The following is a 22,236-nucleotide window of genomic DNA, read 5'->3' as shown; positions in this document are numbered from 1 at the left end:
AAATCATCTAGATTGCCTTTCTGGATGATCTGGCACGCATCGCGAGAGGATAGTGCATGATGGTTGGCCGAACGCTTCTGAGGTCGATGCTGGCGACGGCCCTGCTGGCGGCGGGGTTGCAGGCGACCCGGGCCGACGAGTGGCGGACCACCTCATCGCTGATCGGCGAGTCCAAATACGGCGACAATTTCCAGCACTACGACTACGTCAATCCGAGCGCGCCCAAGGGCGGCACGCTGAATTCGGTGCTGCTTGGCACCTACGACAGCTTCAATCCCTATGTCGTCCAGGGATCGCCGGCGGCGGGTCTTGTCGGCTTCGGCGGCGGCCTGCTCTACGACACGCTGATGGAGCAGGCGACCGATGAGGGCAGCGTCAGCCATCCTCTGATCGCCGACGCCTACAAGTACCCGGCCGATTATTCCTCGGCGACTTACCGGCTCGACCCCCGCGCCAAATGGCATGACGGCCAGCCGATCACCGTCGACGACGTGATCTGGTCGTTCCAGGTGCTGAAGGCGAACAGCCCGCAATACAGCCGTTATTTCGAGAACGTCACCGATGCGGTGGCGATCTCCGACCGCGAGGTCGAGTTCCATTTCAACCAGAAGGGCAACCGCGAACTGCCGAAGATCCTTGGCGATCTCGCTGTGCTGCCGAAGCATTGGTGGGAAGGCACGGACGCCAACGGCAAGAAGCGCGACGTCACCAAACCGACGCTGGAAATTCCACTCGGTTCGGCTGCCTACAAGATCGCCAGCTTCAAGCCGGGCTCGGAGATCGTCTGGCAGCGCGTGCCCGACTACTGGGCGGCCAAGCTGCCGGTGAAGATCGGCCGCGAGAATTTCGACACGCGCCGATACACCTACATCCTCGACGACAATGCCGCCTGGCTTGCCTTCACCAAGGGCGGGCTGGAAGACATCAACCGCGAATACAGCTCCCGCAAATGGGCGACAGCCTATAATTTCCCGGCCATTCAGGCCGGCGACGTCATCAAGAAGGACTTCCAGACCCGGTCGCCACAGCCGATGCAGGGCTTTGTCCTAAACCAGAGGCGGCCGCTGTTCCAGGACCGACTGGTCCGCGAGGCATTGACCATACCCTTCGATTTCGAGAGCATGAATCGCACCTTGTTCTTCGGCTTCAACACACGCACATCGAGCTATTTCCAAGGTACCGAACTGGCGTCCAGCGGATTGCCGCGGGGCAAGGAACTGGAAATCCTGGAAAAGTATCGCGACAAGCTGCCGCCAGAACTCTTCTCTCAGGAGTTCAAGCTGCCCGTCTACGACTCGCCGCAAGCGGAGCGAAAGTATCTGAAGCAGGCCGTCGATCTCTTCGCCAAGACCGGATGGATCATCAAGGGCGGCAAGATGGTCAACGCCAAGACAGGCGCACCGTTCAAGTTCGAGATCCTCGGCTGGAACGACACAGACCAGGTGATCGCCAGCCCTTACATAGCCAACCTGCGCAAGATCGGCGTCGACGCTACCCTGCGCATCATCGACCAGACGCAGTATATCAACCGCGTGAACAATTTCGATTTCGATGTTGTGACGGGTCTGTTCGGCCAGTCGGAGTCGCCCGGCAACGAGCAGCGCGATTTCTGGAGTTCCAAGGCCGCCGATGCGCCTGGTTCGCGCAACCTGATGGGTATCAAGGAACCTGTCGTCGACGCGCTGGTCGATCGCATCATCTTCGCCACCGATCGCGATGATCTCGTCGCCGCCACCCACGCACTCGACCGCATCCTGCTGTGGAACTTCTACGTCGTGCCGCAATATTACCGCTCCGCGGTCTGGCTGGCCTATTGGAACAAGTTCAAGTTTCCCGACAAACAGCCTGCCTATGTCGGTGCCGACATCGATTCCTGGTGGATCGACCCGGACAAGGAAAAGGCGCTGGCGGCCAAGTACAAGGGTCTGAATTGATGGCGGCCCTGCCCCGCCGCGATTTCCTGGCTTTGGGCGGCGCTGCCGCTGCCGCAGCGCTGATGCCGGGCAAAGCCTTTGCAAACATTGCGACCGGCACCAAGCTGCACGGCCTTTCCGCCTTCGGCAACCTCAAATACAAGCCTGATTTCCCACATTTCGACTATGTCCAAGTCGACGCGCCCGTTGGCGGCATCTTCAATTTCTCGCCACCGAATTGGGGCTACAACCAGGATACCCAGACTTTCAACACGATGAACTCCTTCGCCAACAAGGGCGATGCGCCGCCACGCATGGAGATGTGTTTCGACACGCTGATGGTGCGGGCGCTCGATGAACCCGACGCGGTCTATGGCCAGATCGCGGATGGCGTGACGCTCTCCGACGACCGCAATGGCTTCACCTTCTCGCTTCGACCCGAGGCGCGTTTCCATGACGGCGCGCCGCTGACGGCGCGGGATGCTGCCTTCACCTTCAAGCTCTACAAGGAGAAGGGCCATCCCGACCTATCGCTGTCGCTGACGCACATGGTCGATGCCGTTGCCGTCGACGACCGAACGCTTCGGCTTACTTTTTCCGGCAAACAATCGGCCCGCACCGTGCTCAACGTCGTGGAATTCCCGATCCTTTCGAAGGCTTTTTACACTGCCAATCCATTCGACTCTTCACAGTTGAATCCCCCGCTCGGCTCCGGCGCCTACAAAGTCGGCCGCTTCTCGGCGGGTGCATGGATCGAATACGACCGCGTGGCGGACTATTGGGGCCGAGATCTGCCGGTCAATCGCGGCCAGAACAATTTCGACCGCATCCGCATTGAATTCTATCAGAATCGCAACGCCGGATTCGAAGCTTTCAAGAAGGGTGAGATCACTTATCGCGAGGAATTCGTGTCACGGGTTTGGGCCACCGCCTATGATTTCCCTGCAATGACCGCGGGCAAAGTGGCCAAGCATGAATTCCCGGCCGAAAAGCGACCCTCAATGCAGGCTACCGCGGTTAATCAGCGGCGAGAGCAGTTTCGCGACCCTAGGGTGAGGCGGGCGATCGCGCTATGTTTCGATTTCGAGTGGGCGCGCCGCAACTTCTTCTACGGCTCGTACGAGCGTTCGCAATCCTGCTTCGAGAAATCCGACTTTCGCGCCGAAGGGGCACCATCACCGGAAGAACTGGCTCTGCTGGAGCCGCTGCGAAGCCAGCTGCCGGCAGAGGTCTTCGGCGAGGCAGTGACCCAGCCCGCATCCGACGGCTCCGGTCGCGACCGCAAACTGCTTGGCCAAGCGGCAAAGCTTCTGTCCGCCGCCGGGTGGAAGCGATCAGGCGACTTTGTCGTTAACGACAAGGGGGGCCGGCTTTCAGCCGAGTTCATGGTCGATGACGACACCTTCGTCCAGGTCTATTCGCCCTGGGTCGCCAACATGAAGGCGATCGGCATCGACGCCACGATACGGTTGGTTGATTCGGCGCAATACCAGTCTAGGCAGGCGAGTTTCGACTTCGACCTCTTGTCCGCGGCTTTTTCGTTCAGCGCGACGCCGACTCGGGATGATCTCGAAGTCTTCTTCCATTCGAGCACCGCCGGCGTCTCCGGCTCCCGCAACTTGCCGGGTATCTCCGATCCCGCTGTCGACACGCTGATCAATGCCGTGGGCGCGGCAAAGGACCGTGAAAACCTGACCGTGGCGATGCGAGCGCTCGACCGGGTCTTGCGTGCGCGATGCGATTGGATTCCTAGTTGGTTCTTGGCGAATCACCGAGTCGCCTATTGGGACATGTTCGGCTTTCCTGAACAAAAGCCCGATTTCGGCTTTCCGGTCGAGGCGCTGTGGTGGTTCGATAAGGATAAGGCGGCAAAAATTGGCAAAGGCTGAGATATCAGCCCCGCGAGGGCAGAAGGCCTGATGGGCGCCTATATACTGCGCCGCATCCTTTTGATGATCCCGACCCTGTTCGGCATCATGGCGATATCGTTCGCCGTCATCCAGTTCGCGCCTGGCGGGCCGGTCGAGCAGGTCATCGCCAAGCTGACCAACCAGGGCGGCAGCGACCGCCTCGGCGGTGGCGGCGGCGATGCAGGCGGCTCCAATTTCGATGTCGCCGGCGATGTCAGCTCGAAATATCGCGGCGCCCAGGGTCTCGATCCGGAATTCATCAAGAAGCTGGAGAAGCAGTTCGGTTTCGACAAGCCGCCGCTCGAGCGCTTCGGCATGATGCTGTGGAATTATGCCAGGTTCGATTTCGGCAACAGCTATTTCCGCGACATCTCGGTGCTCGACCTGATCCTCGAAAAGATGCCCGTATCGATTTCGATCGGGCTCTGGATCACTTTGTTGTCCTATCTGATCTCGATCCCGCTCGGCATTCGCAAGGCGGTGAAGGACGGCACGCCCTTCGACGTCTGGACCAGTGGCGTCGTCATCGTCGGCTATGCCATTCCGGGCTTCCTGTTCGGCATCCTTTTGATGGTGCTGTTCGCCGGCGGTTCGTTCTGGGACTGGTTCCCGTTGCGCGGCATCGTCTCGGACAATTGGGATCAATTGTCGTGGCCGGCCAAGATCGTCGATTACTTCTGGCACATGACGCTGCCGCTGACGGCGCTGGTGTTGTCGGCCTTCGCAACGACCACGCTTTTGACCAAGAACTCCTTCCTGGAGGAAATCCGCAAGCAGTATGTGGTGACGGCGCGCGCCAAGGGCCTGTCGGAACGGCAGGTGCTTTATGGCCACGTTTTCCGCAACGCCATGCTGATCGTCATCGCCGGCTTCCCGGGTGCGTTCATCTCGGCTTTCTTCACCGGATCGCTGCTGATCGAGAACATCTTTTCGCTCGACGGGCTCGGGCTGCTCGGCTTCCGGTCGGTGGTCGAGCGCGACTATCCCGTGGTGTTCGCCAACCTTTATATCTTCTCGCTGCTTGGCCTTTTCGTCGGGCTCCTGTCCGACCTGATGTACACCTGGGTCGATCCGCGCATCGATTTCGAGCGGAGAGACATCTGATGTCGGAGGCAAGCGTCACCGCCGGTGTCTTGCCGGAGCGGCTCCCGCGGCCGTTCCTGTCGCCGCTCAACAAGCGCCGCCTGCAGAATTTCAAAGCCAACCGGCGCGGCTACTGGTCGCTGTGGATTTTCCTCGTGCTGTTCGTGCTGTCGCTGTTTGCCGAATTCATCGCCAATGACAAGCCGATCATCGCTTCCTACAAGGGCGAGATCCTTTTCCCGGTGATGGTCGCGTACCCCGAGGAAAAATTCGGCGGCTTCTATGCCGTCACCGATTACCGCGACCCGGTTATCCAGGACGAGATCAACGCCCATGGCTGGATGATCTGGCCGCCGATCCGCTATTCCTACCAGACCGTCAACAACGCCATTCCGGAAGCAGCGCCGGCCAAGCCATCATGGGAATATGATGCCAAGACGCGCTGCAACCAATATCCACAAGGAGCCGATGACCCGGCCTGCAATGTCGGTAACTGGAACTGGTTCGGCACCGACGACCAGGCGCGCGACGTGCTGGCGCGCGTCATTTACGGCTTCCGCATTTCGGTGCTGTTCGGCCTGATCCTGACCGCGGGTTCGGCGCTGATCGGCGTCGGCGCCGGTGCCTTGCAAGGCTATTTCGGCGGCTGGACCGATCTCCTGTTCCAGCGCTTCATCGAGATCTGGTCGGCCATACCAGTGCTCTATCTGCTGCTCATCGTCGCCGCCATCCTGCCGCCGGGCTTCTTCATCCTGCTCGGCTTGATGCTGTTGTTTTCCTGGGTGGCGCTGGTCGGGGTGGTGCGGGCGGAGTTCCTGCGCGCCCGCAACTTCGAATATGTCAACGCGGCGCGCGCGCTCGGCGTGCCCAACCGCACCATCATGTTCCGGCATCTGCTGCCCAACGCCATGGTGGCGACATTGACCTTCCTGCCCTTTTTGCTGAGCGGCTCGATCTCGACGCTGACCTCGCTAGACTATCTCGGCTTCGGCCTGCCGCCCGGCTCGGCCTCGCTCGGCGAACTGCTCAAGCAGGCGCAGCGTAACCTCAACGCGCCTTGGCTCGGCATTTCCGGCTTCGTCGTCATCTCGCTGATGCTGTCGCTGTTGGTTTTTGTCGGCGAGGCGACGCGCGACGCCTTCGATCCGCGCAAGACGTTCAAATGAGCGATGCTCCCTTGCTCAGCGTACAGGACCTCAGCGTCGCCTTCAGCCAGGGCGGAGGCCAATCTGTCGCCGTCGACCATATCTCGTTCGACATCGCCAGGGGCGAGACGGTGGCGCTGGTCGGCGAATCCGGCTCAGGCAAATCGGTCTCGGCGCTGTCGGTGCTGAAGCTGCTGCCCTACCCCAGCGCCAGCCATCCCTCCGGCAAGATCCTGTTCCAGGGTGCCGACCTGCTCACGATGAGCGAGAAGCAGTTGCGCCAGGTGCGCGGCAACAAGATCACCATGATCTTCCAGGAGCCGATGACCTCGCTCAATCCGTTGCACACGATCGAGCACCAGATCGTCGAAATCCTGAAACTGCATCAGGGCATGGCCGACCGACCGGCCAAGGCGCGCACGCTGGCCCTGCTCAACGAGGTCGGTATCCGCGATCCGCAGAAGCGGCTGGACGCCTATCCGCATCAGCTGTCCGGCGGCCAGCGCCAGCGCGTCATGATCGCCATGGCGCTCGCCAACGAGCCGGAACTCCTGATCGCCGACGAGCCGACGACCGCGCTCGACGTCACCGTGCAGGCACAGATCCTCGAACTGCTCGCAGGCCTTAAAAGCCGCAAGGGCATGTCGATGCTGTTCATCACCCATGACCTCGGCATCGTGCGCAAGATCGCCGACCGGGTCTGCGTGATGACCAAGGGCAAGATCGTCGAGACCGGACCGACCAAGGACATCTTCGCCAACCCTCAGCACCCCTATACGCGCCATCTTCTGGCCGCCGAGCCGAAAGGCAAACCGCCGGCCGCCAATGCCGACGCCAAGCCTGTCATGACCGGCAAGGACATCAAGGTCTGGTTTCCGATCAAGCAGGGGTTCTTCCGGCGCACGATCGATCATGTTAAGGCGGTCGACGGCATCGACGTCACCGTGCGCGCCGGCCAGACGCTGGGCGTGGTCGGCGAATCCGGTTCGGGCAAGACGACGCTCGGCCTGGCGCTGGCACGCATGATCTCGTCGACCGGGACGATCCAGTTCAACGGCCGCGACATCAACCAGCTCACCTTCAACGCCATGCGACCGCTCAGGCGCGAATTACAGATCGTCTTCCAGGATCCGTTCGGCTCGCTCAGCCCACGCATGTCGATCGCCGAGATCATCGAGGAAGGCCTGAAGATCCACGAGCCGAAGCTGTCGCCCGACGAGCGCGACGACAAGGTGGCCGCCGTGTTGAAGGAGGTCGGGCTCGATCCGGCGACCCGCAACCGCTATCCGCACGAGTTTTCCGGCGGCCAGCGCCAACGTGTCGCCATCGCCCGCGCCATGGTGCTCAACCCGCGCTTCGTCATGCTGGACGAGCCGACATCGGCGCTCGACATGAGCGTGCAGGCGCAGGTCGTCGATCTGCTGCGCAATTTGCAGGCCAAGCACGATCTCGCCTATCTTTTCATCAGCCACGACCTCAAGGTCATCCGGGCGCTGGCCAATGACGTTATCGTCATGCGCAACGGCCAGATCGTCGAAGCCGGCCCTTCCGAACAGATTTTTGAAAATCCGCAAACCGACTATACTCGGGCTCTGATCTCGGCCGCCTTCAAGATCGAGACGGCGCCGACGGGCGTGGTCAGCGAGTGATCCGCACAAGGAAGGGCTGAACGAACCGCGATGGAAAAAGGCCGCATCCTGCTTGCCGTCACCGGCTTTCATCCGCAGCGCTGGCGCGACCTGTTGTCGGCCGAGCGCGAGGTGGTGCTGGAACCGGATGGAGCCAAGGATCCCTCGATCACCTATGCGGTGGTGTGGAAGCAGAAGCCTAATTTGATGTCGTCGCTGCCTAATCTGCGCGCCATCTTCTCGATCGGTGCCGGCGTCGACCATATCTTCGCCGATCCCGGCCTGCCGGACGTGCCGATCGTCAAGGTGGTCGCCGACAACCTCACCCAGTACATGACCGAGTACGTCGTCTGGCGGGTGCTCGATCACCATCGCCAGGGCCTGCTCTACCGGTCGCAGCAGCCAAAGAAGATCTGGCACGAGCCGCAGCAGAGGCCGGCCGGTGACATTTCCATCGGCATCATGGGACTCGGCAGTCTCGGCCGCGCCGCAGCCTCGGCGCTGCTGTCGCTGGGCTTTGCGGTCAATGGCTGGTCGCGCACGGACCGGCCAATGGAAGGGGTGGCGACGTATGGCGGCGAAGCCGGGCTGATTCCGTTCCTCAACGCCACCGACATTCTGGTCGTGCTTCTGCCGCTGACGCCGGACACGCAAGGCATCATAAACTACGGCGTGCTGAAGGAATTGAGGAAACGCAACGGACTCGGCGGCTCGGTGCTGATCAATGCCGGACGCGGCCGCCTGCAGAAGGACGCCGACATCGTGCGCGCTCTGGATGACGGCACGCTGAAGGAGGCGAGCCTCGACGTGTTCGAGGTCGAGCCGCTGCCGAAGACGAGCCCGTTGTGGAACCACCCGAAGGTGTTCGTGACTCCGCATGCCGCGGCGACCTCCGATCCAGCCCATCTGGCGCCACTCATGCTGCGCCAGATGGATGCTTTCGAACGCGGCGAAAAGCTCGACAATCTGGTGGACCGCAAGGCAGGATACTAGCCAGACGTCCTCGTCACCTGGCCAAATCCCAGTCCTGAAAACATTTCTTGATCACCCGGACCGACGACAGTTGCAGCTTCGGCAAGTCGAGCTGCTCGAACGCCACCCGGGATCTTGAGCGGTTTTTCGGCGTGGTCACTGCAATGTGGTGGATCATGTCCCATTTGATGCTGTCGCGCCCACCCTCCAAGGCTCCGCGTCTCTCCTTCTCGAACAACGTACGCCTGAAATAGCGCAGCAGACTTGCCGGGGTGGAAATGTCCAGCAGGATCAATCCGGTCGCGCGCTGGAAGCGTTGCGGCATGCAAACCGAATAATTTCCGTCCATCACCCACCGCTCGCCGGCAATCGCGGCGTCAAGCAAGGCAATGAACTCGTCCCTCGGACGCTGCACCCAATCCGTGTTGGGCAGGTGAAAGAGCAGATCAAGATGAATGGGTGTAAGGCCACGCTTGCGCGCGATCGCGTCGGCAAGCGTCGACTTGCCGCTGTTCGATGGCCCCAGGATGCAGATGCGGTCGCCGAGGTCCGAGAGCTTCATCTGGGCAACATGCATCAGCCAGGCAGAGCGAACTTCTTCTGCTTGTCCGGTTTGCCGCAGTCGCGGCGATCGATCGACCGGTTCATGGCATCGATTTCGCCTGACGCCTTGTCGCTGTCGCGTTGAGCCTTGGAACGCATGTCGGGCGTGAACGGGCCAAAGCCCATGGCGGGATTGGAAAAGGTCGGCTTGGCGGTCGTCGGGAGATTATATTGCTGCGCCAATCCGTTGCGCTGCGCCAGCAGCTGATCGCATGGCACGCTGTCATATTGCAGCGATGACTCGACGTTGGCGTCCTGCCGCTCGGACGCTGAATTGCCCACGCAGCCGGCTGCCGCCAGGCAAGAGGCCAATATCATCATGTTCCAGCGCATCCGATATGCTCCTCCTGATATCCCGCCCTGATGCGACCAGATCGCAAATATCAGTCGCGCACGCAAATCGGACTTTTTCGCAGCAGCAGGATGATGGTCATGCACGCTTCAAGCTGCGTGAGCCTTGCGTGCCACAACGGCCAGCCCTTTGACAGGCTCACTGCGATCCTGCCGGATGGTCGTTGGCTCCAGCGCCAGGATCGAAAGCCCGTTGGCCCCGAGGGTCCGCCTGATATAGGGTTCCGAATGGGCGTAGCGTCGGGAAGGCTGCAGCGCGAAGTCGCCGCTTGCTAGACTCTCGACTGAAAAGGCAAACAGGCCACCCTCGGCGAGCAGGCAGGCGACCGTCCCGATCAGGCCTTCCAGCGCGCCGATGTAGATCAGCACGTCGGCTGATGTCACCAGATCGGCCTTGTCGCCTGAATGGGAAAAATCCTGCAAATCCGCTTTCGTCAGCGCGTCGTAGATGCCCTTTGCCCGCGCCTTCTTCAGCATCCTTGCCGAGATGTCGATTCCCACCAGCCGGTCGACGATCGGCCTCAGCTTCTCGCCCATCAGTCCGGTGCCGCAACCCAGGTCGAGCGCCAGGCGGAGGCGGCCCGGCCTTGCCTTGCGGATGGCAGCGTCGAGCACCTCGGGCAACCGGTAATCGAGCTTGCCGACCAGCATCTCCTCGAATGTCTCGGCATAGTGGTCGAACAGCGTTTCGACAAAGGCGCTGGGCGGCGCCGCGGCGACCGGACCTTTGCCGATCAGCTGCAATTTGAGGGCCGCGCCCTGGCGATCGGCCGGATCGAGTTTCAGCGACATGGCCCAGGCCTGCGCCGCCAGGTCGAGCCTGCCCGATGCCTCCTGCATTTCGCCAAGGCGAAACCAGCCCATTGCCCAGCGCGGCGCCAGCTCCAGTGCGCCAATCAGCAACTCGGCCGCGGCCGCGTGGTCGCCGGAGGCAAACAGCATCTCGGCATAGTCGGCACGACGATCGGCGTTCAGATCGCCCGATGAGGTCTGAAGCGGTTTCATGATGATGGTTTCCACCTGCAGGGAGCCGGCCGCCCATCTGTGTAGAGCAAAGAATGCCTAAGCAGAACCGAATTGGAAAGGCTTTGCCCGGGAGTCAGCAGTCGCGAACAACAGGCTTTCCGCGCCGGAATTATATCCTATCTTGGGACCATGCGCGCCAGCGACCTGCTTCATCCCCGGCCCGAAGGCCTCTACTGCCCGCCGGGCGATTTCTTCATCGACCCGGTGCGGCCGGTGAACCGGGCGCTGATCACGCACGGCCATTCCGACCATGCGCGTTCCGGCCACTGCTCGGTGCTTGCGACACAGCAGACGCTCGACATCATGGGACTTCGCTACGGCGAGGATTTCGCGGGGACGACGCAGGCAGCCAGGCTCGGCGAGACGATTGCCCTCAACGGCGTCGATGTCAGCTTTCATCCGGCCGGCCATGTGCTGGGTTCGGCGCAGATATCGGTCGAGCATCGGGGCAGGCGCATCGTCGCCTCCGGCGACTACAAGCGGCGGAAAGATGCGACCTGCGCGCCCTTCGAGCCGATCCGCTGCGACATCTTCATCACCGAGGCGACTTTCGGCCTGCCGGTGTTTCGCCATCCGGCAGACACGGAAGAGATCGCCCGGCTGCTGAAATCGGCGGCGCAATTCCCGGAGCGCTCGCATCTGGTCGGGGCTTACGCGCTGGGCAAGGCGCAACGCGTAATGCGGCTGTTGCGCGACGCCGGTTACGACAAGCCGCTCTACATCCATGGCGCGCTGGCCAAGCTCAGCGCGTACTACCAGAGCCAGGGCATCGATCTCGGCGATCTCGAGCCGGCGACGGTGGAGAGCGGGGCCAAGCAAGATTTCGCGGGCGCCATCGTGGTCGGCCCGCCATCGGCCTTCGCCGACCGCTGGGCGCGGCGCTTTCCCGATCCGATCTCGTGCTTCGCGTCGGGCTGGATGCGCATCCGCCAGCGCGCCAAGCAAGGCGGCGTCGAACTGCCGCTGATCATCTCGGACCATGCCGACTGGGATGAACTCACCGCCACCATCAAGGAGACCGGAGCCGCCGAAATCTGGGTCACGCATGGCCGCGAGGAAGCGCTGGTGCGCTGGTGCGAGCTGGAAGGCATCGCGGCACGGCCGCTGCATCTGGTCGGTTATGAGGATGAGGGCGATTGAGGGCATGAACCGCTTCGCCGAGCTTCTCGACCGCCTGGTGCTGACGCCGTCGCGCAACGGCAAGCTGACCCTTTTGACCGACTATTTCCGCAGCGTCGAGGATCCCGATCGCGGCCTGGCGCTGGCGGCCATAACCGGCGATCTCAGGATTGCCGCGGTCAAGCCGGCGATGCTGCGCACGCTGGTCACCGAACGCATGGACCCGGTGCTGTTCGGCTATTCCTACGATTATGTCGGCGACCTCGCCGAGACGGTGTCGCTGGTCTGGCCGCAAACGCCTGGCAGGATGGCCAACCGGGAGCCGACGCTTGGCGAGGTGGTGGCCAAGCTGCAGGCGGCAAGCCGCTCGGATGGACCGAAGGTGCTGACGGGGCTGCTCGACAGCGCCGGCATCTCGGCGCGCTTTGCCATCATCAAGCTGGTCACTGGCGGCCTGCGCATCGGCGTCTCGGCGCGGCTGGCCAAACAGGCGCTGGCCGATTTCGGCAAGGTCGACGTCGCCGAGATCGAAGAGCTCTGGCATGGGCTATCGCCGCCCTACACGGCGCTGTTCGCCTGGCTGGAAGGCAAAGCCGAAAAACCGCGCAACACGGCGATGGCGCTGTTTCGCCCGGTCATGCTGTCGAACCCGGTCGGCGACAGCGACCTCGAAAAGCTCGATCCCGCCGACTACGCGGCAGAATGGAAATGGGACGGCATCCGGGTCCAGGCGGTGGCCGAAGGCGGCATCCGCCGGCTCTATTCGCGCACCGGCGATGATGTCTCAGGGGCCTTTCCGGATCTCGCCGACGCCATGCATTTTTCCGCCGCGCTCGATGGCGAATTGCTGGTCGGCGACCCGCGGGCGGCGACGGGAACCTTCTCGGACCTGCAGCAACGGCTGAACCGCAAGACGGTGACGCCCAAGATGCACCAGCAGTATCCAGCCTTCATGCGCTGTTACGACGTGCTGCAGATCGGTGCCGAGGATCTGCGCGGATTGTCCTTCGCCAAGCGACGCGGCCGGCTCGAAGCCTTCATCGGGACGCTCGACCCCAGCCGCTTCGATCTCTCACCCTTCGTCGCGTTCACGGACTGGCAATCGCTCGAGGACCTGCGCCGTGCGCCGCCGCATCCGATCATCGAAGGCGTGATGCTAAAGCGCTGGGATTCGCCCTATGTCGCCGGCCGGCCTAAGGGTCCATGGTTCAAATGGAAGCGCGATCCGCATACGGTGGACGCCGTACTGATGTATGCCCAGCGCGGCCACGGCAAGCGCTCGAGCTTCTATTCCGACTACACGTTCGGCGTTTGGTCCGGGGCCGAGGGCGAGGAGGAACTCGTGCCGGTCGGCAAGGCCTATTTCGGATTCACCGATGAAGAGCTGAAGCAGATCGACAAATATGTCCGTGACAACACCGTCGAGCGTTTTGGACCGGTGCGCTCGGTGCGCGCCGACCGCGACAATGGCCTGGTGCTGGAAGTCGCCTTCGAGGGACTCAACCGTTCGACCCGGCACAAATCGGGTGTGGCCATGCGTTTCCCCAGGATTTCACGATTGCGCTGGGACAAGCCGGCCAACGAGGCCGATCGCATCGAAACGCTGCAAGCGCTGCTCGATGGCTAGACCGAAATCCCGAACCGAAAGTTCCATTCCAGACAGGAGCGCACATGGTTTCCCGATCCGACAAGGTTGAGTGTTTTCGCGCTCTTCACAAATCCGGCTGCTTCGTGGTCCCCAATCCCTGGGACATAGCCGGCGCCCGGATGATGGTGGGCTTGGGTTTCAGGGCTTTGGCAACAACATCGTCGGGCTATGCGTTCTCGAAGGGCAGGAGAGACGGAGCGCTGGAAGTCAGCCGCGACGAGAGCCTGACGTATGCCGCCGAGATAGCAGCTTCGACCGATGTTCCGGTCACCGCTGATTTGGAGGACGGGTACGCGGATACTCCTGAGGGCATTGCCGAGACCGTTCTGCTCGCGGCGAAGGCTGGATTGGCGGGGCTGTCCATCGAGGACCGGCAGCCGAGATCGAATTTGCCGATACGCGATTTCGACGATGCAGTTGCGCGTGTCGCTGCGGCGGCCGATGCCGCGCGAAAACACAACATCGTCCTTACCGCGCGCGCCGATGGCCTCGGCAAGGGGACATATGGTCTCGAAGAGGCCATTCGCCGCCTAAAGGCCTTCGAGACTGTCGGTGCTGAGGTCGTTTATGCGCCCGGGGTGCCGGATCTGGCATCCCTCCAGAGGCTTTGCCGCTCGGTCAGTGCTCCTGTAAATCATGTGATCGGCCAAGGTGTCTCCGGATTGACCCTTGACCAGATTGCGCAAGCGGGCGTGCGACGGGTCAGTGTTGGCGGATCGCTTGCCCGCGCGGCCGGCGGAGCGCTGATGTCCATCTGCCAGGATATTGCGACAGGCGACTTCACCGCACTGGAATCTGCTCCGGCCTGGGGTGATCTACGCAGCCCAAAACCGGTGATATAAATCCGTAAGGGGCCGCCTCCGGCCATCACCACCGATGTTCCCCCAGGGTTCGACTCAAGGTTCGACCGAGACACGGATCTCGTAGACGTCGACCGCCTTGCCCTGCTTGTCGAAATCGGAATTGATGGCGATGGTTCCGGCGGACCCCGGATGCTTGTCGGGAAACTTCACGTCGAACAGAAATTCGTTCTTCTGCTGGCCGACCGCGTAACGCTTGCGGCCGCAGTCGCCGAGTTCGCCGAAATTGCAGTCGACGGAGATCTGCGTGTCCTTGCCGTCCTCGGCCCGGGCGATGATGTCGAACACGGCGTGCTTGCCGGCGAGTTTTTCCAGCACGCCTTGGCCGACGTCGAAGGCGATCGCCGAGCCGGAGGCGCCTGACTGGATGCGCAGGAACGGCCCGCTGTCGTCCTTCATCACCTCGGCCTTGGCGTCAGACGGGGCGGCGACATGCGTCGGGTCGGTCGGCGAAAACACATCGATCCAGTCGCGCGACTGGTCCGCGGCACCAGGCTTTGCCGGCGCGTTGGCGCCATCGGCCGGGGTGAAATCGTCGTCCTCGACGGTCGGCGGCGCTTCCGGAGGCGCGGTATTGAGCTCCGCGGCCGTCTTGAACACACCGGTCTGCATGGCAAAGTACAGTCCGATGCCAATCGCCGCGAGCAGCGTCACCGTGAAGAAAATGGCGGTCAGCGGCAGGCGCCGGCCTCGAATGCGTCGCTCATCGCGATCGGGCGCGACTTCCGTCGCGGCACCGGAAGAGGCAGGAACCGACATGTCGATGGCTGGCGCACCCGGCAGAGCCGCATCCGGCATGATGTCGGGAACCACCGGCAGCACGCGCGAGCGCGGCGCGTCGGAAGCGGGCTGCCCGGGACCGTCGACGGTGACAGCGAGCGATGACGCCCTTGGGCCCGCCTCGTCGACCGCTGGCGCTGCGCCGGCAGCGGCCTCGACCGCCGGCGCGTCGATCTGTGGGGCAACGCCTGGCACCGCCGGCAGGTATTCGGATTCGATCTCGGTGATTTTCGCCTGGATCGCCTTGCGGCGCTTGATGGCGACTTCCACGGTCACGCCGGGATTGGCTTGGAGCGCTCGGTCGAGCGCGGCGAAGGCCGAACGATAGACCCTCTCGCGGAACGCACGGTCCTCGGCATTGCCCTTATCCAGGGCGTTCCGGATCGCTTTTTCGATCGCGTCCAAGCGAGATCCCTCTGCAAATTGTCCCAAGCTTTCGTGATGGTTAGCCGCAGGCGACCAATCAATCAACGGGCGGGCAGCCGCATTCTGCCTCGACAGGCCGTCCAAAGGCCATTTTCACGATGTTCCGGCAAACAAAATCGGAACATGTCGGCGATTCCGGCATGCAGAGGCGCCAGAACGCCGGTTTTGATCGGGGCGCGGCCCGTGCATGATTTGCCAAGTCGCATCTTGAATTCGCGTCCGGTTGAGTCTATCACCCTGCCCATCTTGGAGGCCGTGGCCTCCCGGGCCGCTTTAGCTCAGTTGGTAGAGCACATCATTCGTAATGATGGGGTCAGGTGTTCGAGTCACCTAAGCGGCACCAGTTTTTCAACCGATGGTCGAAGCTGCCTGTGCGCGCCGAAGACGGCCGAATCCCGGCCGTTTGCGTTTGCCATGGATGCAAGGAGCTGCCCGCCATCGACAACAACTCGGGACCGGTGCAGGTCTATCCGAAGACCCACGAGCAAGTCGCGACTTCCTCGGGGCCCGGAAACTCGCGAAAGCGAGCAATCCGGGATTTTCAAATCTCAATAACAAATGATGAACCGCGCATTTCTATTTTTTTGGAACAGACACTTGGGTCGCACATTTCCTGCCGACAGTTCCATGGACAGGAGGTTTTGAATTGCCAAGGCGTGTCGACAAGGAAAAGCTGGCAAGAGCGGACCGCGAGGCGAGGCTGGTGCTGGATGCCGAGCGTCACGCAAGGGACGCTAAGACAACCCGCCTGAGGGAGCAGAGACTGCAGCAAGAGGCATTGGCGGACAAATCTCCGCCTGCACGCCGACGGGAGCCGACCGGGAAGCCGACCAGGCGTGTGATCGAGGTGGACTGACCTGCTTGGGCGCCTGGTTTCGCCCCGATGGCGCCGTCAGCGATGCCTCCGCGTTGCCGCATAAGACAGTAGCCCAGCAGACCCATATGCCATTGTCGGAGCCCCGGTTTTGGTATGAAATGTCCGGTGTCAGCATGGGAGGTCCAAATGCCCAACATTTTCAAGACCGGAGACGTCGTCAAGCTGAGGTCGGGAGGCCCGAAGATGACGGTCAGCGACGGCGCCGCTTCCGGCATGTATCTGTGCCACTGGTTCAATAAAGACGGCGATGTATGGACTCCGCAGCATGCCGGCTTCAAATCGGATCAGTTGATAGCCGCCGACCAATCGACGTAATTCTCGCGTCGCCAACGGGCGTGATTCCCGCGTTCGCCAACGGGCGGGCCGGTCCGGCGCAATTCAGATGCGCCGGACGAGGTGTTCTGCCGTACCTTGGGCCGCCAAGGTCCGTCGCCGGCAAGCGGCAAGACAGGCATGGCGACCGACGGATTTCCGCGATCACAACGTTTAACGGTTGAAGCGTGACCCATGGCATTGGGCCGTGGCAATGCGCCAACCGGAGACGTGAAGCATGATACGCCGTTCGATCCTTGCCGCTGCCCTGAGCCTGCTGACCACCGCGGCTCTGGCCCAGACAGCGACACAGCCACCGGCCGCCACACCGCCCGCCGCGACGGCTGCCAAGTCCGACATCACGCTGGCCAAGTTCCAGAAGCGGCGAGAGAAGGCGATCATGGCCGCCGACACGGACGGCGACGGCAAGATCAGCCTGCTGGAATGGGAGGCTTTTCAAGCCAAACGCAACGTCAAGGGCGATCCCGCAAAATCCTTCGCGCGCGTCGATTCCAACCATGACGGCTTCATCGACCGGGCCGAGCTCGATGCGTTCTTCGCCAAGCGCTTTGCCAGGCTGGACAAGAATGGCGACGGCATTCTGACGGGCGACGAGATGCCGGGCCACAAATCCGCTCCCAAGCCAGAGCAATGACCAAGAGGCTATGACGCATGATGGACATTGGGTATGCGCCAGCCCATGAGCGCCGACCCGGACGAGGAGCTGGTTCGCCGGGTCGGCACCGGCGACCCGGCGGCGGTGCGGACGCTCGTCGCGCGCAAGCTGCCGCGCATCCTTTCGCTGGCCGCGCGCATGCTCGGCGATGCGGCGGAGGCCGAGGATGTCGCGCAGGAAACCTTTATGCGCATCTGGCGTCACGCATCGGGCTGGCGGCGCGGCAATGCACGCTTCGACAGCTGGATCCACCGGGTGACGCTCAACCTGTGTTACGACCGGCTGCGCCGGCGCCGCGAACAGGTGACCGACCAAGTGCCGGACATTGTCGATCCCGCCCCGCTTCCCGATGCCCATCCCGGCGAAGCGGCGCATCGGGTCGAGCAGGCCTTGCAGGCAATCGCGCCGCGCCAGCGCGAGGCGATTCTCCTGGTCTACTATCAGGAGATGTCCAACATAGAGGCGGCCGCGACCCTGGAGATCAGCGTCGATGCCCTGGAAAGCCTGCTTTCGCGCGGCCGGCGGGCGCTGCAGGCGATCCTGGCCAAGGAGAGTGTCGATGAATGAGAAAGTCGCGAGCATGTATGCAAGGCGTTCACCGTACGTCGGGGGCGCCCGGTGGCCACTTCCCGGAAATCCAACCGGACACGCGGCGCCAACCGGCAAAGGATAGACTGATGTCTGATGGGTCCAGGAACGATCCGGGAATGGATGCCGAGCGCTTTGCGGCTCTGGCGGCGGCCTATGGCGGCGACTTGCGGCGGTGGCCGCAGCCCGACCGCACGGCCGGCGCGATGTTCGCAAGGACCGAGATGGGCGCGGCCATATTGAGGCAGGCAGGCAAACTCGATGCCTTGCTCGACAGCTATGATGTCATGGCGCCCGGCGCGGCGCTGCACGGCGGCATCCTGCGAATGGCCGACCGGCTGCTCGTCCAGCGCCGGCGCCGGCGGGCCTGGTGGCTGGGTCTTGGGCTCGCCGGCATCGGCCTGGCCGGCGCCATCGCCGGATTGGCCCTGGTGAGCGTCGTCACGCCGGAGTTTCAGCCCGACCGCTATGTGCTCGATGCCAATGCGACGGCGTTCGGCGATGCCGGGTCCGATGGCGAGACGATCGAGGAGGACCTATGAGCACGGGCCGCAACCTCGTCATCGCATCCGTGGTGCTGAATGTCTTCCTGGCCGGCGCGCTTGCCGGCGGAGCGGTCTGGATAAGAAGCGGCAAGCCCGGCCAGGGCTATTCGCTGGAAGCCGCAGGAAGCCGGCTTCCCGACCAGGAGCGCATGCTGTTTCGAAAGGCGCTGCGCGAAGTTCGGCGCGAATCCCGCCAGGTCATCCTCGATGGCCAGCAGGCCAGGCGCGAGGCAGCCGACCTGCTTCGTCAGCCGGTCCTCGACACGACGGCCCTGGCGGCCGCGCTCGAACGGGCGCGCAATGCCGACATCGCCGTGCGCACGCGGCTTGAGCAGCGCATCGTCGAGTTCGCGACGGCGGTTTCGGCCGCGGATCGCAACGTGCTCGCGGACGGGCTGGTCAGGCGGGCCGGGCCGAAACCGAAGCCAGAGGCAGAGCCAAAAAAATTGCCGTGACCGCCGACGGAAAACGCCCGCAGGGCCGTTTAACCCAGGGAAGGGCAGCCTGCCGGACCGATCGGTGCGTACAGGTTTTCATTATCGGAGAACATTCGGAGTAACTCATGAACCGTCTGACACAATATGCGGCGGCAGCCGTCCTCGCCTTGACCGGAACCGCCGCGACCGTCGCGATCTCCGCCGCCATGCCGATGGTGGCGCAGCCGGCCGCCCCGGCACTGATCGAGCACGTGGCCTGGGGTTGCGGGCCTGGTTGGCATCCCAATCACTGGGGGCGCTGCGTTCCCAACCGTGTGGTGGTGTATCCGCGCTACCGCTATTGGCACGGCCCGGCCTACTACGGCTGGCATCCGCACCGCTACTGGCACCGCTGGCACCGCTGGTAAGCGCGCGGGAGGGCCGGGCGGCATCCGCCTGCCCGGCCGCCTATCCCCGGTTTAAGTGGGGAAATAGCCCGATCGAGCGTCGCGCGATTCGCGTGAGATCCAACGATGGAGCGTTGACATGGCTGTCGCGACCAAAGGGCCCATTGCGCCAGATCCCGCCCTGCCAGATCCCGCTTTGATAGCCTTCAACCGCTTCGGCCTTGGAGCCCGGCCGGGTGACCGCGAAAGACTGGCCGGCGACCCTCGCGGCTATCTCAAGGCGGAGCTGCGGCGGCCCGACGTCGCCATGATATCGCTCGACGATCCCGCCTATGCCGACCTCAAGGGGAGCACGCCGGCCATCCAGGCCAGCATGGCGGCAAATCTCCAGCGCAAGCGGGACCGGGAGCGGATGACGACGGAGCAGCAAGCGGGCACGCCAGCCGCAGGCCCGGTTATGCCGCCATCCGCCGCACCGGCCACGTCGTCGCCCGTCGCCCCGCCCGCTGCCAAACCCGCCGTGCCGCCTGTCGAAATTATGTTGTTCCGGGCGGAGGCACAGGCGCGCTTCTACAAGGCAATGCAGGCAGAGGTCGGCTTCGTCGAGCGCCTGGTCTATTTCTGGTCGAACCATTTCTGCGTCTCCATCGCCAAGGACAACATCGTTCGCGCCAGCGCCGGGGCGTTCGAACGGGAAGCCATCCGGCCTTTCGTGCTCGGGCGCTTCGCCGACATGCTCATGGCGGTCGAGCGGCATCCCGCGATGCTGTTCTATCTCGACAACCAGCAGTCGATTGGCCCGGACTCCCGCGCCGGCAAGAACCGCCAGCGCGGCCTCAACGAGAACCTCGCCCGCGAGATCCTGGAACTGCACACGCTCGGTGTCGGCAGCGGCTACAGCCAAGCCGACGTGACCAGCTTCGCGCGCATCCTGACCGGCTGGATGATGGCCGGACGGGAAGGACGCCTGGGCGAACCCGGCAGTTCCGTCTTCAACGCCAATGCGCATGAGCCGGGTGACGCGGTGCTGCTCGGCAAGACCTATCCGGCTGGCGGCATGGGCCAGGCCGAGGCCGCGCTCAATGACATCGCCCGTCATCCGGCGACCGCTCGACACATCGCCACGCAACTTGCCCGCCATTTCATAGCCGACGACCCGCCGTCGGCGGCGGTCGCCCGCCTCGCCAAGGTGTTCGCCAAACGCGACGGCAATCTCAGGGCAGTGGCGGCAGCGCTCGTCGACATGCCGGAAGCGTGGTCGACGCCATTGGCCAAGATGCGCTCGCCCTTCGACTATGTCGCGGCCATCCGCCGAGCAGCCGGTCCCGGCCCGACGAACGACCCTGGCCAGTCGCTCAACTGGCTCAACGCGCTGGGCGAGCCGCTCTGGCGACCGCCGGGGCCGAACGGCTTTTCCGACCAGGCGGACAGCTGGGCATCGGCGGAAGGCATGAAGACCCGCCTCGAGATCGCATGGCAGGCCGCCCGGCAAGTGAAGGACATCGGCGACCCCAACGGCATGCTCGACGCGGTCATCGGTCCCTCTGCCTCGCCCGAAACACGCCAGGCGGTCGCCCGCGCGGAGTCCAAGCAGCAAGGACTGGCGCTGCTGCTGTTGGCGCCCGAGTTCCAGCGACGATAGATCGAACGATAGGTCCGGCGCCGACAACGCCCATGGAGACGAAGTCATGAGCCTGCTGTGCGAAACCCCTCACCCGTCCCGCCGCGCCGTGCTGATGAACGGCGGCGCGCTGTTTGCCTGGGCCTATCTGCCGCGCTTCGCCCGTGCCGCCGACAACCGCGACCCGCGCCTGATCGTCATCGTGCTGCGCGGTGCGCTGGACGGCCTGTCGACCATCGGTCCGGTCGGCGACCCCGACTATGCCGGCTTGCATGGCGACATCGCCCTGTCGCTCACCGGCCCGCGCCCGGCGCTGCCGCTCGATGCATTCTTCGCGGTCAATCCGGCGATGCCGGTGTTTGCGCGGCTGTTCAAGAACAACAAGGCGGCTGTCGTGCACGCCGCCGCGACCGGCTATCGCGAGCGCTCGCATTTCGATGGCCAGGATGTGCTGGAAAGCGGCTTTGCCGGTCCCGGCCATGTCGCCACCGGCTGGCTCAATCGGGCGCTGGAGAACCTGCCGGCGGGCGACCGCGTAGCGACACTCGGTGGCCTGGCCGTCGGACCGTCGACGCCGCTGGTGATCCGTGGCGCGGCTCCCGTGCTCGGCTGGGCGCCGCAATCGCTGCCAGCACCGGCCGGCGACCTCGCGGCGCGCGTTCTCGATCTCTACCAGCATCGCGATCCGGTTCTGGCCGTCGCGCTGCAAAAAGGTCTCGACGCCGATCGCATGGCGCTCGACAGCCAGATGGGCGCCAGGACGATGAAGCCGAAAGGCGGCCTCGACAGCGCCGCCGGCATACGGCAGGCCGCGCAAGGTGCCGCCAGGCTGATCGCCGCCGATGACGGGCCGCGTGTCGCGGCACTCGCCTTCGACGGCTGGGACACGCATGTCAACGAAGGCGGCGCGACCGGCCGTCTCGCCAGCCTGCTCGGCGGCCTCGACGGGGCCTTCGAGGAATTCGAAAAAGGCCTCGGCGAACGCTGGAAAGATACGGCGATCGTCGCCATCACCGAATTCGGCCGCACGGCGCGGATCAACGGCACGGTCGGCACCGACCACGGCACCGGCACCGTGGTGCTGCTCGCCGGCGGCGCGATCAAGGGCGGCCGCGTCATCGCCGACTGGCCGGGGCTGAAGCCCGCGCAACTCTACCAGCAGCGTGACCTTGCGCCGACCAGCGACGTCAGGGCGGTGCTGAAAGGCCTGCTCGCCGACCAGTTCGGACTTTCGGCCTCGGTGCTCGGCGAGAAAGTGTTTCCGGACTCAGGTGCGGTGAAGCCGATGATGAACCTGACCGCCTGAAGTTCTGGGGCGCCGCGTTCCCGC

The 22,236-nt window shown here is 63.6% G+C and carries 21 protein-coding genes and 1 tRNA gene; 18 read left to right on the top strand and 4 right to left on the bottom strand.

Features of this window, described 5'->3' with window-relative positions; all coding sequences use genetic code 11:
• Nucleotides 1-56: 56 nt before the first annotated feature.
• Genes X742_RS153635 through X742_RS153660 form a run of 6 tightly spaced genes read left to right on the top strand, consistent with a single transcriptional unit; the run spans nucleotide 57 to nucleotide 8,672 of the window.
• Nucleotides 57-1,934: an extracellular solute-binding protein gene (locus X742_RS153635; protein WP_023772646.1), complete on the top strand. Its 1,878-nt coding sequence runs from the start codon at nucleotides 57-59 to the stop codon at nucleotides 1,932-1,934.
• Complete coding sequence (locus tag X742_RS153640; protein ID WP_023772645.1) at nucleotides 1,934-3,802, top strand: extracellular solute-binding protein; 1,869 nt, start codon at nucleotides 1,934-1,936, stop codon at nucleotides 3,800-3,802. The genes X742_RS153635 and X742_RS153640 overlap by 1 nt, the downstream gene beginning before the upstream one ends.
• Nucleotides 3,803-3,832: 30 nt before the next feature.
• Nucleotides 3,833-4,927 carry a microcin C ABC transporter permease YejB gene (locus tag X742_RS153645; protein ID WP_015314055.1) on the top strand — a complete coding sequence of 365 codons (1,095 nt, stop codon included), beginning with the start codon at nucleotides 3,833-3,835 and terminating at the stop codon, nucleotides 4,925-4,927.
• The gene (locus tag X742_RS153650) at nucleotides 4,927-6,072 is read left to right on the top strand and encodes an ABC transporter permease (RefSeq protein WP_023772644.1); all 1,146 of its coding nucleotides are present in this window, start codon (nucleotides 4,927-4,929) and stop codon (nucleotides 6,070-6,072) included. The genes X742_RS153645 and X742_RS153650 overlap by 1 nt, the downstream gene beginning before the upstream one ends.
• On the top strand, nucleotides 6,069-7,700 hold the full coding sequence (locus X742_RS153655) for an ABC transporter ATP-binding protein (RefSeq protein WP_023772643.1): 1,632 nt from the start codon (nucleotides 6,069-6,071) through the stop codon (nucleotides 7,698-7,700). Before X742_RS153650 ends, X742_RS153655 begins: the two co-directional genes overlap by 4 nt.
• Nucleotides 7,701-7,730: 30 nt before the next feature.
• The gene (locus tag X742_RS153660; protein ID WP_023772642.1) at nucleotides 7,731-8,672 is read left to right on the top strand and encodes a glyoxylate/hydroxypyruvate reductase A; all 942 of its coding nucleotides are present in this window, start codon (nucleotides 7,731-7,733) and stop codon (nucleotides 8,670-8,672) included.
• A 13-nt stretch (nucleotides 8,673-8,685) separates the two neighbouring features.
• Here the strand turns inward: X742_RS153660 and X742_RS153665 are convergent, their stop codons facing one another.
• The 3 genes from X742_RS153665 to X742_RS153675 form a co-directional block, all read right to left on the bottom strand.
• Entirely contained in the window at nucleotides 8,686-9,213 is a 528-nt protein-coding gene (locus X742_RS153665) for an ATPase AAA (RefSeq protein WP_023772641.1), read from the bottom strand.
• Between the two features lie 14 nt (nucleotides 9,214-9,227).
• Nucleotides 9,228-9,587, bottom strand: coding sequence for a hypothetical protein (locus tag X742_RS153670; RefSeq protein ID WP_023772640.1), 360 nt, complete (start codon nucleotides 9,585-9,587; stop codon nucleotides 9,228-9,230).
• A gap of 108 nt (nucleotides 9,588-9,695) precedes the next feature.
• The gene (locus X742_RS153675; protein WP_023772639.1) at nucleotides 9,696-10,610 is read right to left on the bottom strand and encodes a class I SAM-dependent methyltransferase; all 915 of its coding nucleotides are present in this window, start codon (nucleotides 10,608-10,610) and stop codon (nucleotides 9,696-9,698) included.
• A gap of 150 nt (nucleotides 10,611-10,760) precedes the next feature.
• On the opposite strand from X742_RS153675, the gene X742_RS153680 reads away from it, so the two are divergent.
• From X742_RS153680 to X742_RS153690, 3 genes are read left to right on the top strand one after another with little or no spacing between them, the layout of a single operon-like run.
• The gene (locus X742_RS153680; protein ID WP_023772638.1) at nucleotides 10,761-11,771 is read left to right on the top strand and encodes a ligase-associated DNA damage response exonuclease; all 1,011 of its coding nucleotides are present in this window, start codon (nucleotides 10,761-10,763) and stop codon (nucleotides 11,769-11,771) included.
• Between the two features lie 4 nt (nucleotides 11,772-11,775).
• On the top strand, nucleotides 11,776-13,377 hold the full coding sequence (locus X742_RS153685; protein ID WP_023772637.1) for a cisplatin damage response ATP-dependent DNA ligase: 1,602 nt from the start codon (nucleotides 11,776-11,778) through the stop codon (nucleotides 13,375-13,377).
• 44 nt (nucleotides 13,378-13,421) lie between these two features.
• A complete protein-coding gene (locus X742_RS153690) occupies nucleotides 13,422-14,240 on the top strand; it encodes an isocitrate lyase/phosphoenolpyruvate mutase family protein (protein ID WP_023772636.1) in 819 nt (272 codons plus the stop codon).
• Between the two features lie 54 nt (nucleotides 14,241-14,294).
• On the opposite strand, the gene X742_RS153695 is transcribed toward X742_RS153690, so the two are convergent.
• Entirely contained in the window at nucleotides 14,295-15,443 is a 1,149-nt protein-coding gene (locus X742_RS153695; protein WP_023772635.1) for a hypothetical protein, read from the bottom strand.
• A gap of 288 nt (nucleotides 15,444-15,731) precedes the next feature.
• On the opposite strand from X742_RS153695, the gene X742_RS153700 reads away from it, so the two are divergent.
• The 9 genes from X742_RS153700 to X742_RS153740 all read left to right on the top strand — a co-directional run bounded on the left by X742_RS153700 (nucleotide 15,732) and on the right by X742_RS153740 (nucleotide 22,212).
• Nucleotides 15,732-15,807: transfer RNA gene (locus X742_RS153700), tRNA-Thr, on the top strand.
• 660 nt (nucleotides 15,808-16,467) lie between these two features.
• Nucleotides 16,468-16,656 (top strand): DUF2158 domain-containing protein, encoded by a 189-nt coding sequence (locus X742_RS153705; protein WP_023772633.1) that lies wholly within the window; start codon nucleotides 16,468-16,470, stop codon nucleotides 16,654-16,656.
• Between the two features lie 235 nt (nucleotides 16,657-16,891).
• Nucleotides 16,892-17,308, top strand: coding sequence for an acid-shock protein (locus X742_RS153710; protein ID WP_023772632.1), 417 nt, complete (start codon nucleotides 16,892-16,894; stop codon nucleotides 17,306-17,308).
• 33 nt (nucleotides 17,309-17,341) lie between these two features.
• Entirely contained in the window at nucleotides 17,342-17,896 is a 555-nt protein-coding gene (locus tag X742_RS153715; protein ID WP_032924821.1) for an RNA polymerase sigma factor, read from the top strand.
• Between the two features lie 110 nt (nucleotides 17,897-18,006).
• On the top strand, nucleotides 18,007-18,459 hold the full coding sequence (locus X742_RS153720) for a hypothetical protein (RefSeq protein WP_023772630.1): 453 nt from the start codon (nucleotides 18,007-18,009) through the stop codon (nucleotides 18,457-18,459).
• On the top strand, nucleotides 18,456-18,917 hold the full coding sequence (locus tag X742_RS153725) for a periplasmic heavy metal sensor (RefSeq protein ID WP_023772629.1): 462 nt from the start codon (nucleotides 18,456-18,458) through the stop codon (nucleotides 18,915-18,917). The genes X742_RS153720 and X742_RS153725 overlap by 4 nt, the downstream gene beginning before the upstream one ends.
• A gap of 107 nt (nucleotides 18,918-19,024) precedes the next feature.
• Nucleotides 19,025-19,306: a hypothetical protein gene (locus X742_RS153730; protein ID WP_023772628.1), complete on the top strand. Its 282-nt coding sequence runs from the start codon at nucleotides 19,025-19,027 to the stop codon at nucleotides 19,304-19,306.
• A gap of 118 nt (nucleotides 19,307-19,424) precedes the next feature.
• A complete protein-coding gene (locus X742_RS153735) occupies nucleotides 19,425-20,927 on the top strand; it encodes a DUF1800 family protein (protein WP_023772627.1) in 1,503 nt (500 codons plus the stop codon).
• A gap of 46 nt (nucleotides 20,928-20,973) precedes the next feature.
• Nucleotides 20,974-22,212 carry a DUF1501 domain-containing protein gene (locus tag X742_RS153740; protein ID WP_023772626.1) on the top strand — a complete coding sequence of 413 codons (1,239 nt, stop codon included), beginning with the start codon at nucleotides 20,974-20,976 and terminating at the stop codon, nucleotides 22,210-22,212.
• Nucleotides 22,213-22,236: the final 24 nt, after the last annotated feature.

It is taken from the genome of Mesorhizobium sp. LNHC229A00, from assembly GCF_000502415.1.
Classification (GTDB): Bacteria; Pseudomonadota; Alphaproteobacteria; order Rhizobiales; family Rhizobiaceae; genus Mesorhizobium.
Note: the sequence above shows the minus strand (reverse complement) of the source record. Positions and strands in the feature narration are given on the sequence as shown.